We start from the raw sequence: 12,441 nt of genomic DNA, 5'->3' as shown, positions 1-12,441 counted from the left end.
TCTTTACGAGTAAAGAAAAGTGACATCTCACACGTTCTAAAACGGCAACACCGCCCAGCCGCGCCAGCAGCTAGAAGAGCGAAAACCCCGCCCACAAGAGACCCACCCGCGTCAGCGGGGCTAGAGGCATCAAAACCCCACCCACGCCCCCAGCCCCCAGCCCCCCGCAATCAAGAAGCCGGCGCCACCTCCGACAACTCCGCCAACGCCCGCAAAACCGCCTGCGTAGCCACCGGATGCCGCAACAAACTGACATGCCCAATCCCGCCAAGCGCGATATGCCGCGCCCCCTCCAGCCAGGAGGTCCCCCTCGGCCCGGAAATCGAGTCATGCCAGCTAAAGATCGACACCAGCGCCACGCGCTGCCGGGGCGCTAGCCGCATCTCCCGCGCGGCCAGCGCTCGCAGCCAGGCGCTCCCGCAGCGCATCTGCCGGGCATTGAAGCCCCTGCCATAGCGCGCCAGCACGCTACCGTGATGCGGGGTGCCCAACGTGACGATGCCGCGGCAGGGCGGGGGCTTGCCGCGTCCCGCCAGCGCGGCGCGCGCGGCCAGGCCGCCCATGCTGTGGCAGAGCAGCAGTGGTGGCTGGCCGGTGGTGGCGGCGATGCGCGCGATGGCGGCGCGCACTTCGAGGGCGTATTGGTCGATGTCGCCGAAGACCGGGTCCAGGTCGATCGCTTCGCAGTGGTAGCCGGCCGCCGCCAGCGCTGGCTGCATGTCGAGCCAGACCGCGTGGTTGCAGCCGTAGCCGTGCACCAGCAGCAGCGGGGGGCGCAAGAACGGGTCCTTGGCCGGGCGCAAGCGGCGGTGCGCGCAGAAGGGCTGCAGCCAGTTGAACATCCGGAACACGGCAGCGTATTCGCGCAGGTAGCAGGCCAGCGCCTGCCATGGCGTCAAGCGGGCCGGCCGGGTGGCTTCCTGGGCAGCAGGGATCGGGGGGCGTGTCGCCGCGGGCTCGCCGAGGCCGCGCAATGTAAAGGCAAAGGCGCCGGCAACGGACAGCCCCAGTATCGCCAGCACCACGCCAATGCCGGCCAGCAGTCCCGCGGCCAGGGGCCAGCCGTGCCAGGCGTGGAGTTCGGCGGCGCAGCCCAGCGCCACGGCGGCCTGCAATGCCACCGCGATGCGGCGCAAGGCGGCGGCCGACAGGTTCATGGCTTGGGCGGGCGCAGGTCGGTCAGGCGGGTGCGGGCCAGGCGGTCGTGCAGGAACTGCCGCCTGGGGTCGAGCAGGGCCAGCAGGACCCAGGCCAGCAGGCCGGCGCACAGCACGCCGACGAACGGGCCTTTGACCAGGCCGAGCAGATGCCCGAGCGCCGCCGAAGGCGGCAGCCACAGCCATGCCAGCAGGTAGCGCAGCGTGGCCTGTGGCCAGCGCGGAGGCACGCCCGCGGCCGTCTCAACCCGCATGCGCCAGGTCTGCATGGCAAGCGTCTGCCCGTTGCGCTGCCAGAACCAGACGAAGTAGCAGCCCAGCACCAGGAAGCTCCAGCACTGCATCGTGAACGGGCCGTCCAGCCCAAGCTGCTGCAGCGCCGGGCGCGCTAGCAGGTAGACCCCCGTCGAGGCGCTCAGCACGCCGAACAGCAGCACGCCCTCGTACAGCATGCAGGCGATGCGGCGGCGGATCGTCGGTGCCTCGGCCGGACGTGGAGGACTAGCCGGCGCAGCGGATGCGGCCGGCTTGGCGTTGGGTTTGGGCGTGGTCACGGCGGGCATGGCGATAAGGCGGTAAGGCCGTAAGGCCGGAGGAGGGCAAGGCCTGGCAGAGAGGGCCGGGCCGCGAGGCAGCAAGCGAGCGCGGCCAGGCCGGCGCAAGCGGCATTATGCCAAAGCGCGCGTGGGGCGGGTAGCTTGCGTGGGGGGGCGAGGCCGGACAACCGCGCAGCGGTTCAGCGGCGCACCGGCTCGTCGGGACTGGCGGTAGCGCCGGTGCTGCTGGCCGTGGCCTCGGTGGCAGCCTCGCGCGGCGTGTCCACTGTCGGCACCGGTGCGCCGGCGGTGGCGCCTGGCATGGCGGCATGGGATTCCGCCGCCGGCGTGCCGGCATCGCGCACGCGCGAGCGCGCGCTGGTCGATGTGGCGCCGGCGGGTGCCTTCTTTTCCAGGTGCAGTTGCCGGGCGGTCTCGGCGGGCAGGCGCTTGCCGGAGGGCAGGGCGCTGACCGCGCCGGGACGGCGCGGCACTTTCTCGGCGGCCGCCAGGTTCTTTTTCTGCTCTTCCGGCAGTTGCTGGTACTTGTCCCAGGCCTCGGCCTTTTTCTGCGCGGGCAGCGAACGCGTGATCTGGTAGTTTTCGCGCGCCAGGCGCCGCTGCTGGGGCGTCATCTTGACCCATTCGGTCATGCGGGTCTGCAGGCGCGCCTGCTCGGCGGGCGAAAACTTCTCGTATCGCTCCGCAATCTGCAGCCATTTGCGCCGGTTGAGCTCGGGGAAATTGTTCCACTCGCCTGCCAGCGGCGCGAGCACGCGCTGCTGGACGGCGTTGAGCTCGTTCCAGGTCGGGTGCGCATTGGCCACGCTGGCAGCGGGCGCGCTGCCAGCGTGGCCGCCCTGCGCCTGGCAAGTGGCCGGAACCAGGGACCAGATCGTCGTGGCGGTGGCCAGGCCGGCCAGCAGCAAGGCTGCCAGCCGCCGGCGCGGTGCGTCGGGGTTGAAGTCAGCGCGGGCCATGCCTACTGACCGCGCTTCAGGAACACGTGGAAGCCCTGATCCGCGTAGGCCGTCGGCGGGAGGTCGTCGAGCAGCATCGCCGCGTCCACATCCGCCAGCTCATCGACGCGCTTTTGCTGCTGCCAGTGGTAGATGCCCGCCAGCCCGGCGGCCAGCGCCACCAGCGTCCATACCAGCCCAAGACGGCGCAGCCAGAAGCCCGCGCGGTGGAGTGCCGAATCGTCCTCGTCGAAAGAGAGCGTGGGCATCCCGGCCGAGGCCAGTTGCGGCACGGCGATGGCGGCTTGCGCCTTCTTGCGAGACAGCGCAGTCCGCCGCGCGGCGGCAAGCCGATCGGTCACATTGTCCGGCAACGCATTCGCAGAGGCATCTAGTGCCGTGCGGATCTCGTGTGCCAGGCGGCGTTCGTTGATTTCTTTTTCGTTTCTGGTGCTCATAGTCGGACCCCCCGCGCTCGCAATGCCTGCGCCAGTGTGTGCGTGGCACGGGAACAGTGCGTCTTGACGCTGCCTTCGGAGCATCCCATGACAGCAGCCGTTTCCGCGACGTCCATATCCTCCCAGTAACGCATCAGGAAGGCTTCGCGTTGACGTGTCGGCAGGCGCTGGATCTCCTGTTCGATGATGTGCATGGTCTGGGCGCGTTCCACCTTGTCGGCGCTGCTTTCGGCAGATTCGGAGCCGATTTCGGCCTCGAAAGTGTCGAGCAGGTCATTATCCTCGCCTTCGCGGTCGTCGCGCAGGTTGGAAAACAGGGTGACCCAGGTATTGCGTACTTTCTGGCGGCGGAACCAGTCGTGGATCGTGTTTTGCAGTATGCGCTGGAACAGCGGCGCGAGTTCGGCGGCGTTCTTGTCGCCGTATTTTTCGGCGAGCTTGATCATTGCGTCCTGGACGATGTCCAGGGCGGCTTCGTCGTCGCGCACCGCAAACACGGCCTGTTTGAAGGCGCGCCGCTCGACGCTGGCGAGAAAGTCGGATAGTTCCTGATCGGTTGCCATGCAGGCGGGGTACAGACGGTGGGGCCGTGGCCGGTGGATGTGCAGGGTAGGGCTTCTTGCACGTCCAAAATGGTGGGATGCTAGCAAATAACCCCCCCGGTGACCATCCTTGTTCTCTCTTGTGGTCATTCAGGCTCAGGGTGTGGTGCTGGCGTTTGGCGGATGGCGCGATGCCCCCTGGACAAAAAAAGCCCGTAGACCAGCCCGATCCAATCCAGTATCATCGCGGGTTCACACGACATCAGTGGTTGTCTCATTCGGCCGCTTATGAGGCGGTCTATCATGCAGACGCGCACCGCTTGAACCCGTGCCACAAGCCCGGTAGAGAGCATCCGAACAATTTTTTGCCGAAAATTGCAAAGGACTAAAATGAACATGCCCAGCGCGGAATTCCACGCAGACAGCAATTCATCCGCCGCACCCGAAATGATCGGGGCGGAAATTCTCGTTCACGCACTTGCCGAAGAAGGCGTCGAGTACGTCTGGGGCTACCCCGGCGGCGCAGTGCTGTATATCTACGACGAGTTTTACAAGCAAAAGAAGATCGAGCACATCCTGGTGCGCCACGAGCAGGCCGCGGTTCATGCCGCAGACGGCTATGCACGTGCGACCGGCAAGGTGGGCTGCGCCCTGGTGACCTCCGGTCCCGGCGTCACCAATGCGGTGACGGGCATTGCCACGGCCTACCTGGACTCGATCCCGATGGTGATCATCACCGGTAACGTGCCGACGCACGCTATCGGCCAGGATGCTTTCCAGGAATGCGACACGGTCGGCATCACCCGCCCCATCGTCAAGCACAACTTCCTGGTCAAGGACGTCCGCGATCTCGCCGCGACCATCAAGAAGGCGTTCTATATTGCCGCGACCGGCCGTCCCGGCCCCGTTGTCGTCGATATTCCCAAGGACGTTTCCCGCAATTCCTGCAAGTACGAGTATCCCAAGTCGATCGACATGCGCTCGTACAACCCGGTGAACAAGGGCCATTCGGGCCAGATCCGCAAGGCGCTCGCGCTGTTGCAGGGCGCCGAGCGGCCGTTCATCTACGCAGGTGGCGGCGTGGTCCTGGCCAACGCCAGCGACGAGCTGCGCCAGCTTGCCGCGCTGACCGGGCATCCGGTCACCAACACGCTGATGGGCCTCGGCTCGTTCCCCGGCACCAGCAAGCAGTTCGTCGGCATGCTCGGCATGCACGGCACGTATGAAGCCAACATGGCCATGCAGAACTGTGACGTGCTGATCGCCATCGGGGCGCGTTTCGACGATCGCGTGATCGGCAATCCGGCGCACTTCACCTCGCAGCCGCGCAAGATCATCCATATCGACATCGATCCGTCTTCCATCTCGAAGCGCGTCAAGGTCGACATTCCCATCGTGGGCCACGTCAAGGATGTGCTGCAGGAGCTGATCTCCCAGCTGCAGGCCAGCGACGTCAAGCCCAAGCGCGAGGCCCTGGCCAAGTGGTGGGAGCAGATCGAGCAGTGGCGTTCGGTGGACTGCCTGAAGTACGACCGCACCTCCGAGATCATCAAGCCGCAGTACGTGGTGGAGAAGATCTGGGAACTGACTCACGGCGACGCCTTCGTCTGCTCGGACGTGGGCCAGCACCAGATGTGGGCCGCGCAGTTCTACAAGTTCGACGAGCCGCGCCGCTGGATCAATTCCGGTGGCCTGGGCACGATGGGCGTGGGCCTGCCGTACGCCATGGGCATCAAGAAAGCCTTCCCCGAGAAGGAAGTGGTGACCATCACCGGCGAAGGCTCGATCCAGATGTGCATCCAGGAACTGTCGACCTGCCTGCAGTACGACACCCCGGTGAAGATCTGCGCGCTCAACAACCGCTACCTCGGCATGGTGCGCCAGTGGCAGGAAATCGAGTACGACAACCGTTACTCGCATTCCTACATGGACGCGCTGCCCGACTTCGTCAAGCTGGCCGAGGCTTATGGCCATATCGGCATGCGCGTCGAGAAGACGGCCGACGTCGAGCCCGCCCTGCGCGAAGCCTTCCGCCTCAAAGACCGTACCGTGTTCCTCGATTTCCAGACCGACCCGACTGAAAACGTGTGGCCGATGGTCCAGGCCGGCAAGGGCATCTCCGAGATGCTGCTTGGCGCGGAGGACCTGTAATGCGACATATCATTTCGGTCCTGCTGGAAAATGAACCGGGCGCGCTGTCGCGCGTGGTTGGCCTGTTCTCGGCGCGCGGCTACAACATCGAGACGCTGACGGTGGCCCCCACCGAAGACGCCTCGCTGTCGCGCATGACGATCGTCACCAGCGGTTCGGACGACATCATCGAGCAGATCACCAAGCACCTGAACCGCCTGGTGGAAGTGGTCAAGGTGGTGGACCTGACCGAAGGCGCGCACATCGAGCGCGAGCTGATGCTCGTGAAGGTGCGCGCGGTCGGCAAGGAGCGCGAGGAAATGAAGCGTACCGCCGACATCTTCCGCGGCCGCATCATCGACGTCACCGAGAAGACCTACACCATCGAGCTGACCGGCAACGGCGGCAAGCTGGATGCCTTCCTGGACGCCATCGACCGCGCCGCCATCCTCGAGACCGTCCGTACCGGCGGCTCGGGCATTGGCCGCGGCGAGCGCATCCTGAAGGTCTGAACCTGATTGCAGTATCCAAGGGCGGCGCCGGTGCCGGCACTAGCCGGGCGGTGGCCGCCAACCCGACACACGAAAACGAAAGACTGAAGGAACGATCATGAAAGTGTTTTACGACAAGGACGCCGACCTCTCCCTGATCAAGGGCAAGAACGTCACCATCATCGGCTACGGCTCGCAAGGCCATGCCCACGCGCAAAACCTGAACGACTCGGGCGTCAAGGTCACCGTTGGCCTGCGCAAGAGCGGCGCATCGTGGAACAAGGCCGTCAACGCTGGCCTGCAAGTCAAGGAAGTGGCTGACGCGGTCAAGGAAGCCGACGTGGTCATGATCCTGCTGCCGGACGAGCAGATCGCCGACGTGTACAAGAACGAAGTGCACGACAACATCAAGCAAGGCGCCGCACTGGCCTTCGCCCACGGCTTCAACGTGCACTACGGTGCCGTGATCCCGCGCGCCGACCTCGACGTCATCATGATCGCCCCGAAGGCCCCGGGCCACACGGTGCGTTCGACCTACGCGCAAGGCGGCGGCGTGCCCCACCTGATCGCCGTGCACCAGGACAAGTCCGGCGCTGCCCGTGACATCGCCCTGTCGTACGCTACCGCCAACGGCGGCGGCCGCGCCGGCATCATCGAAACCAACTTCCGCGAAGAAACCGAAACCGACCTGTTCGGCGAGCAAGCCGTGCTGTGCGGCGGTACCGTCGAGCTGATCAAGGCTGGCTTCGAGACGCTGGTGGAAGCCGGCTATGCGCCGGAAATGGCCTACTTCGAGTGCCTGCACGAACTCAAGCTGATCGTCGACCTGATCTATGAAGGCGGCATCGCCAACATGAACTACTCGATCTCCAACAACGCTGAATACGGCGAATACGTCACCGGCCCGCGCGTCGTGACCGAGGAGACCAAGAAGGCCATGAAGCAATGCCTGACCGACATCCAGACCGGCGAGTACGCCAAGAGCTTCCTGCTCGAGAACAAGGCCGGCGCGCCGACCCTGATCTCGCGCCGCCGCCTGACCGCTGAGCACCAGATCGAAGAAGTGGGTGCCAAGCTGCGCGCCATGATGCCCTGGATCGCAAAGAACAAGCTGGTCGACCAGTCGAAGAACTAAGCTGTACTACAGCCCGACGGCCCGCTGCTCCTGACGGCGCGGGCCGCAGCCGTTCAGCCATCCGCACAATTCCCCTCTCGAGGGGTTGTTCAGGCGGGGGCTGAACGGCTTTTTGTTATCCTTGTCAGACTTTATCCACCAAGTAAGCATTGCATGAACTATCCTCATCCGCTGATCGCCCGTGAAGGCTGGCCGTTCCTGGCCGGCGCCTTTGTCATCTCGCTGCTGGTGCAGGTCAGCGCCGGCTTCTGGTGGGCCTTGCCGCTGTGGATCATTACACTGTTTGTGCTGCAGTTTTTCCGTGATCCGCCGCGGCCCATTCCCACCCAGCCGAACGCCGTCCTGGCGCCCGCCGATGGCCGCATCGTGGTGGTCGAGAAGACCATGGACCCCTTCGCGGGCCGCGAGGCGCTGAAGATCAGCGTCTTCATGAACGTGTTCAACGTACACTCCAACCGGGTGTCCGTGGACGGCAAGGTAGAGAAGGTCGAGTATTTCCCCGGCAAGTTCGTCAACGCCGACCTCGACAAGGCCTCGCTCGAGAACGAACGCAACGCCGTGGTCATCCGCCGTGCCGCAGACGGCAAGGTGGTGACCCTGGTACAGGTGGCCGGCCTGGTGGCCCGCCGCATCCTCTGCTACACCCGCGTCGGCGAGACGCTGTCGCGCGGCCAGCGCTATGGCTTCATCCGCTTTGGCTCGCGTGTCGATGTCTACCTGCCGGTGGATGCGCGCCCGCGCGTCACCATCGGCGAGAAGGTGTCGGCCACGTCGACCATCCTGGCTGAGCTGGATTGAATCCGGCGACGCCGGAACAGATCAGACCCACTGGAGAACAGGCATGGGTGCTTTCAACCGACGCAACAAGCGCGTTACCAATGGCAACGTGACCAACTTGCGTCCTTTCCGCCACAACCAGTTGCGTGGCAACGAGTCCGAAGACTTCGACGACGAAGCCGGGGACGATCACGACGTCGAGTACGTGCGTCCGCGCCGGCGCGGCATCTACCTGCTGCCCAACGCGTTCACCACCGCGGCGCTGTTCGCTGGCTTCTTTGCCATCGTGCAGGCCATGAACATGCGCTTTGACAGCGCGGCCATCGCCATCTTCGCCGCGATGGTGCTGGACGGCATGGACGGGCGCGTTGCGCGCATCACCAACACCCAGAGCGCGTTCGGCGAGCAGTACGATTCGTTGTCGGACATGACCTCGTTCGGCGTGGCCCCGGCGCTGGTGATGTATGAGTGGATCCTGCACGACCTGGGCAAGTGGGGCTGGATCGCCGCCTTTGTGTACTGCACCTGCGCCGCGCTGCGGCTGGCGCGCTTCAATGCCAACATCGGCGTGGTCGACAAGCGCTTCTTCCAGGGGCTGCCCAGCCCGGCGGCGGCGGCGCTGGTGGCCGGGTTCGTCTGGCTGGTGATCGACAACAAGCTGCCGGTCAAGGAACTGTGGATGCCGTGGGTGGCGTTCGGCATCACGCTGTACGCCGGGCTGTCGATGGTGTCCAATGCGCCGTTCTACAGCGGCAAGGCGCTCGACGTGCGCTACCGCGTGCCCTTCGGCATGATGGTGCTCGTGCTGGTGCTGTTCGTGGTGGTTTCCACGGATCCGCCGGTTGCCTTGTTTGGCCTGTTCGTGGCCTATGCCATCTCCGGCTACCTGCTGTGGGGCTGGCATGCGCTGCATGGCAAGCCCGCCGAGATCCGCAAGGTGCGGGACGGCGGGAACGATCGTTCCTGATCGCAGGTCGGTGAAAAGGCGCTACGGCGCCTTTTTTTACATTTGTTTTCCAGGATGCCGCGCTTGCCGTGGCGATTGTCGTGGTTCACTGTAGCCACGGTTGTACTGTAGTCCCCTTGTTGTCCACTTATCACTGGAGGTTCTCATGGGCATGCTCGACTTCATCAAGGAAGCAGGAGAGAAACTGTTTGGCGGGAGTGCAGCGCAGGCCGCGCCCGCTGCGGCTCCGGCCGATGCGCCGGCGGCGGACGCCGATGCCGATGCGGCCAACCGCGCCGCCGGCGATGCCATCGAGGGCTACATCAAGCAGATGAACCTCGATGCCACCGGACTGATGGTGCAGGTGGACGGCTCGCAGGGGCTGGTGACGGTATTCGGCGTGGCGCCGGACCAGGCCACCCGCGAGAAGATCATCCTGTGTTGCGGCAACGTGCAAGGCGTGGACAAGGTCGATGACAAGATGTCGGTCAATGTCGACTCCACCGAATCGACCTGGCACACCGTGGTCAAGGGCGACACCCTGTGGGCGATTTCCCAGACGGCCTACGGCAACGGCGCGCTGTACACCGCGATCTTCGAGGCCAACGAGCCGATGCTGACGCATCCGGACAAGATCTACCCAGGCCAGAAGCTGCGTATCCCGCCCCAGGCCTGACGCCCGGCGCCCAGGGGACTTGGCCGCCCCCTGGGCCTGCCTTTTTCGGCTTCTCGGCTATCGGCCCGATTAACGCATCCATATTGCGCGCGCCCGGCTTCTCGGCTATAGTCGCTCACATGATTTCGCGCCAAGCCCTACTCGCCCGCACCATTCTAGGTGGCCTACTAGGCCATCAGGTCGGGACGCGTTCGCGCTGAGGGAAGCCAAGCCCCTCGCGTAAAGTCACACAGGATTTATAAACGCCCCGGCCTGCATCACTGCACGCCGGGGCGTTTTGCATTCAGCACGCATACAGCAGCACAGCAAAACGAAACGGCGGATGCCGAAACAGTAACTTGATTCGCCAAATACAAAAGTAAGCCCAGGAGCCCCACCCATGTCCGACAAACTCATCATTTTCGACACCACCTTGCGCGACGGCGAACAGTCGCCCGGCGCCTCCATGACCCGCGAGGAAAAGATCCGTATCGCGCGCCAGCTGGAGCGCCTCAAGGTCGACGTGATCGAGGCGGGCTTTGCCGCCAGCTCCAACGGCGACTTCGAGGCGATCCGCTCCATTGCACAGGTCGTCAAGGATTCGACCATCTGCTCGCTGGCCCGCGCCAACGACCGGGATATCGCCCGCGCCGCCGAGGCGCTCAAGCCGGCCAACGCCTTCCGCATCCATACCTTCATCGCCACCTCGGCGCTGCATATGGAAAAGAAGCTGCGCATGACGCCGGACCAGGTGTTCGAGCAAGCCATCCAGGCGGTGCGCTTTGCGCGCCAGTTCACCGACGATATCGAATTCTCGCCCGAAGATGGCAGCCGCTCGGATATGGATTTCCTGTGCCGCGTGCTTGAAGGCGTGATCAAGGAAGGCGCCACCACCATCAACCTGCCGGATACGGTGGGCTACGCCGTGCCGGAAGGCTACGCGGGCCTGATCCGCTCGGTGCGCGAGCGCATCCCCAATTCCGACAAGGCCATCTGGTCCGTGCATTGCCACAATGACCTTGGCATGGCGGTTGCCAACTCGCTGGCGGCGGTCAAGCTCGGTGGCGCGCGCCAGGTCGAGTGCACCATCAACGGCCTCGGCGAGCGTGCCGGCAATACCAGCCTGGAAGAAGTGGTGATGGCGGTCAAGACGCGCCGCGACTACTTCGACCTGGACGTCGGCGTGGATACCACCCAGATCGTGCCGGCCTCCAAGCTGGTGTCGCAGATCACCGGCTTCGTGGTGCAGCCCAACAAGGCCGTGGTGGGCGCCAACGCCTTCGCGCATGCTTCGGGCATCCACCAGGATGGCGTGCTCAAGGCGCGCGATACCTACGAGATCATGCGCGCGGAAGACGTGGGCTGGACCGCCAACAAGATCGTGCTGGGCAAGCTCTCAGGCCGCAATGCGTTCAAGCAACGCCTGCAGGAGCTCGGCATCGAGCTGGAGAGCGAGGGCGAGGTCAATGCCGCGTTCACCCGCTTCAAGGAACTGGCTGACCAGAAGTCCGAGATTTTCGACGAAGACATCATGGCCATCGTTTCCGACGAGGCGCACGACGTCAACGAGCACTTCCGCTTTATCTCGCTGTCGCAGCACTCCGAGACCGGCGAGCGCCCGCATGCGCGCGTGGTGTTCAACATGGATGGCCAGGAGGTGACGGGCGAAGGCGAGGGCAACGGGCCGGTCGATGCCACGCTCCACGCCATCGAGGGCAAGGTTGCCAGCGGCGCCGAACTGGTGCTGTATTCGGTCAATGCCATCACCGCCGGCACGCAGGCCCAGGGCGAAGTCACGGTCCGCTTGTCCAAAGGCGGGCGCATCGTCAACGGCGTGGGCACCGATCCCGATATCGTGGCCGCGTCGGCCAAGGCCTACCTGGCCGCGCTGAACAAGCTGCACGACAAAGCCGTGCAGAAGATCAACCCGCAGATCTGATCGCGATCTGACTGGTAAGCCCGCGGCCCATCCGGCCGCGGGGCTTGAATCGGCCCGCCGCATTCCCACGAGGATGACGGCGGGCTTTTTGCATTTCCGCTCGCCCCTCGCCCCTCGGCCTTGCCGCGTCCGCGCTTCAGCGGCGCCTTCTGTCAGGGTCGGCGAGCGGGTCCGGCGTGATCTGGGTCTGGCGCAGCACGCCGCCATCGTCAAAATAGAAATTGAACATCGACGGCCAGTTGTCCTCGTGGAGGAAGCGGTAAGACCACACTTCGCGCTTCATTAGTGGGAAATACTGCGTGGGCTCGCGGGGCTTGCCGAAGTGCTGCTCCACGTCCAGCCTGGTCCAGACGTCGACCTTCGCCTTGTAGAGCTCGTTGGTCTGCAGCATCTGGCGGAACGTGGTGAGATGGCCGCTGCGGTCGAAGTCCGCTGCATAGGCCTGACGTCCGAAAGGCTGCTTCGAATAGATCCAGCGCTGCGTGCCGTCGGCTAGCTGGTAGGTATCGGTTGGCGTGCCGAAGCGGGCTTGTACGGCAGCTTCCGGCGCGCCCACCATGTCCTGGCCGACTTTGACCGGTTGCAGCACCGAGCAGGCCGGCAGGATGGCTGCGGCTGTTGCTAGCACGAGCCACCGGGCGGCACGGCGCGATGAGGCTTTCATTGCGGTCCTCTTCTTGAAATTTGTGGTGATATGGACTGAGAGTGTAGCGGCG

Annotated in this window: 13 protein-coding genes; 7 read left to right on the top strand and 6 right to left on the bottom strand. The window is 64.7% G+C overall.

From position 1 onward, the window contains the following. Positions 1-170: 170 nt before the first annotated feature. The 5 genes from ACGLHR_RS34275 to ACGLHR_RS34255 form a co-directional block, all read right to left on the bottom strand. Complete coding sequence (locus ACGLHR_RS34275; protein WP_400099410.1) at positions 171-1,157, bottom strand: esterase/lipase family protein; 987 nt, start codon at positions 1,155-1,157, stop codon at positions 171-173. Further along, on the bottom strand, positions 1,154-1,720 hold the full coding sequence (locus ACGLHR_RS34270) for an RDD family protein (protein ID WP_318236439.1): 567 nt from the start codon (positions 1,718-1,720) through the stop codon (positions 1,154-1,156). Before ACGLHR_RS34270 ends, ACGLHR_RS34275 begins: the two co-directional genes overlap by 4 nt. Positions 1,721-1,893: 173 nt before the next feature. After that, on the bottom strand, positions 1,894-2,673 hold the full coding sequence (locus tag ACGLHR_RS34265) for a DUF3106 domain-containing protein (RefSeq protein ID WP_400099408.1): 780 nt from the start codon (positions 2,671-2,673) through the stop codon (positions 1,894-1,896). Between the two features lie 2 nt (positions 2,674-2,675). Further along, a complete protein-coding gene (locus ACGLHR_RS34260; RefSeq protein WP_400099406.1) occupies positions 2,676-3,110 on the bottom strand; it encodes a DUF3619 family protein in 435 nt (144 codons plus the stop codon). Further along, the gene (locus tag ACGLHR_RS34255; protein ID WP_318236437.1) at positions 3,107-3,673 is read right to left on the bottom strand and encodes an RNA polymerase sigma factor; all 567 of its coding nucleotides are present in this window, start codon (positions 3,671-3,673) and stop codon (positions 3,107-3,109) included. Before ACGLHR_RS34255 ends, ACGLHR_RS34260 begins: the two co-directional genes overlap by 4 nt. Positions 3,674-4,042: 369 nt before the next feature. Here ACGLHR_RS34255 and ACGLHR_RS34250 point away from each other — a divergent pair, with 369 nt between their 5' ends. From ACGLHR_RS34250 to ACGLHR_RS34220, 7 genes are all read left to right on the top strand, one after another. Next, entirely contained in the window at positions 4,043-5,803 is a 1,761-nt protein-coding gene (locus tag ACGLHR_RS34250) for an acetolactate synthase 3 catalytic subunit (protein ID WP_267605986.1), read from the top strand. Then, a complete protein-coding gene (gene ilvN / locus ACGLHR_RS34245) occupies positions 5,803-6,294 on the top strand; it encodes an acetolactate synthase small subunit (protein ID WP_006156850.1) in 492 nt (163 codons plus the stop codon). The genes ACGLHR_RS34250 and ilvN overlap by 1 nt, the downstream gene beginning before the upstream one ends. A gap of 97 nt (positions 6,295-6,391) precedes the next feature. Then, positions 6,392-7,408 carry a ketol-acid reductoisomerase gene (gene ilvC / locus ACGLHR_RS34240; protein WP_267605988.1) on the top strand — a complete coding sequence of 339 codons (1,017 nt, stop codon included), beginning with the start codon at positions 6,392-6,394 and terminating at the stop codon, positions 7,406-7,408. Positions 7,409-7,561: 153 nt separating this feature from the next. Further along, positions 7,562-8,206 (top strand): phosphatidylserine decarboxylase, encoded by a 645-nt coding sequence (locus tag ACGLHR_RS34235; RefSeq protein ID WP_318236436.1) that lies wholly within the window; start codon positions 7,562-7,564, stop codon positions 8,204-8,206. 43 nt (positions 8,207-8,249) lie between these two features. Continuing rightward, positions 8,250-9,152 carry a CDP-diacylglycerol--serine O-phosphatidyltransferase gene (pssA, locus tag ACGLHR_RS34230; RefSeq protein WP_400099403.1) on the top strand — a complete coding sequence of 301 codons (903 nt, stop codon included), beginning with the start codon at positions 8,250-8,252 and terminating at the stop codon, positions 9,150-9,152. Between the two features lie 145 nt (positions 9,153-9,297). Continuing rightward, positions 9,298-9,807, top strand: coding sequence for a peptidoglycan-binding protein LysM (gene lysM / locus ACGLHR_RS34225; protein ID WP_400099401.1), 510 nt, complete (start codon positions 9,298-9,300; stop codon positions 9,805-9,807). 379 nt (positions 9,808-10,186) lie between these two features. Next, positions 10,187-11,725, top strand: a complete 1,539-nt coding sequence (locus ACGLHR_RS34220; protein WP_267605992.1) for a 2-isopropylmalate synthase — start codon at positions 10,187-10,189, stop codon at positions 11,723-11,725. A gap of 136 nt (positions 11,726-11,861) precedes the next feature. Here the strand turns inward: ACGLHR_RS34220 and ACGLHR_RS34215 are convergent, their stop codons facing one another. Continuing rightward, on the bottom strand, positions 11,862-12,389 hold the full coding sequence (locus ACGLHR_RS34215) for a hypothetical protein (RefSeq protein WP_400099399.1): 528 nt from the start codon (positions 12,387-12,389) through the stop codon (positions 11,862-11,864). Between the last annotated feature and the right edge of the window lie 52 nt (positions 12,390-12,441).

This window comes from Cupriavidus sp. CuC1 (assembly GCF_044627735.1).
Classification (GTDB): Bacteria; Pseudomonadota; Gammaproteobacteria; order Burkholderiales; family Burkholderiaceae; genus Cupriavidus; species Cupriavidus ulmosensis.
Note: the sequence above shows the minus strand (reverse complement) of the source record. Positions and strands in the feature narration are given on the sequence as shown.

Excerpts from the sequence above, each read along its gene's own strand:
- lysM (WP_400099401.1), top strand. The coding sequence starts at position 9,298 with ATGGGCATGCTCGACTTCATCAAGGAAGCAGGAGAGAAACTGTTTGGC.
- ACGLHR_RS34265 (WP_400099408.1), bottom strand. The coding sequence starts at position 2,673 with ATGGCCCGCGCTGACTTCAACCCCGACGCACCGCGCCGGCGGCTGGCA.
- ilvN (WP_006156850.1), top strand. The coding sequence starts at position 5,803 with ATGCGACATATCATTTCGGTCCTGCTGGAAAATGAACCGGGCGCGCTG.
- ACGLHR_RS34270 (WP_318236439.1), bottom strand. The coding sequence starts at position 1,720 with ATGCCCGCCGTGACCACGCCCAAACCCAACGCCAAGCCGGCCGCATCC.
- ACGLHR_RS34220 (WP_267605992.1), top strand. The coding sequence starts at position 10,187 with ATGTCCGACAAACTCATCATTTTCGACACCACCTTGCGCGACGGCGAA.
- ACGLHR_RS34275 (WP_400099410.1), bottom strand. The coding sequence starts at position 1,157 with ATGAACCTGTCGGCCGCCGCCTTGCGCCGCATCGCGGTGGCATTGCAG.
- pssA (WP_400099403.1), top strand. The coding sequence starts at position 8,250 with ATGGGTGCTTTCAACCGACGCAACAAGCGCGTTACCAATGGCAACGTG.
- ACGLHR_RS34235 (WP_318236436.1), top strand. The coding sequence starts at position 7,562 with ATGAACTATCCTCATCCGCTGATCGCCCGTGAAGGCTGGCCGTTCCTG.
- ACGLHR_RS34255 (WP_318236437.1), bottom strand. The coding sequence starts at position 3,673 with ATGGCAACCGATCAGGAACTATCCGACTTTCTCGCCAGCGTCGAGCGG.
- ACGLHR_RS34215 (WP_400099399.1), bottom strand. The coding sequence starts at position 12,389 with ATGAAAGCCTCATCGCGCCGTGCCGCCCGGTGGCTCGTGCTAGCAACA.
- ACGLHR_RS34250 (WP_267605986.1), top strand. The coding sequence starts at position 4,043 with ATGAACATGCCCAGCGCGGAATTCCACGCAGACAGCAATTCATCCGCC.
- ACGLHR_RS34260 (WP_400099406.1), bottom strand. The coding sequence starts at position 3,110 with ATGAGCACCAGAAACGAAAAAGAAATCAACGAACGCCGCCTGGCACAC.
- ilvC (WP_267605988.1), top strand. The coding sequence starts at position 6,392 with ATGAAAGTGTTTTACGACAAGGACGCCGACCTCTCCCTGATCAAGGGC.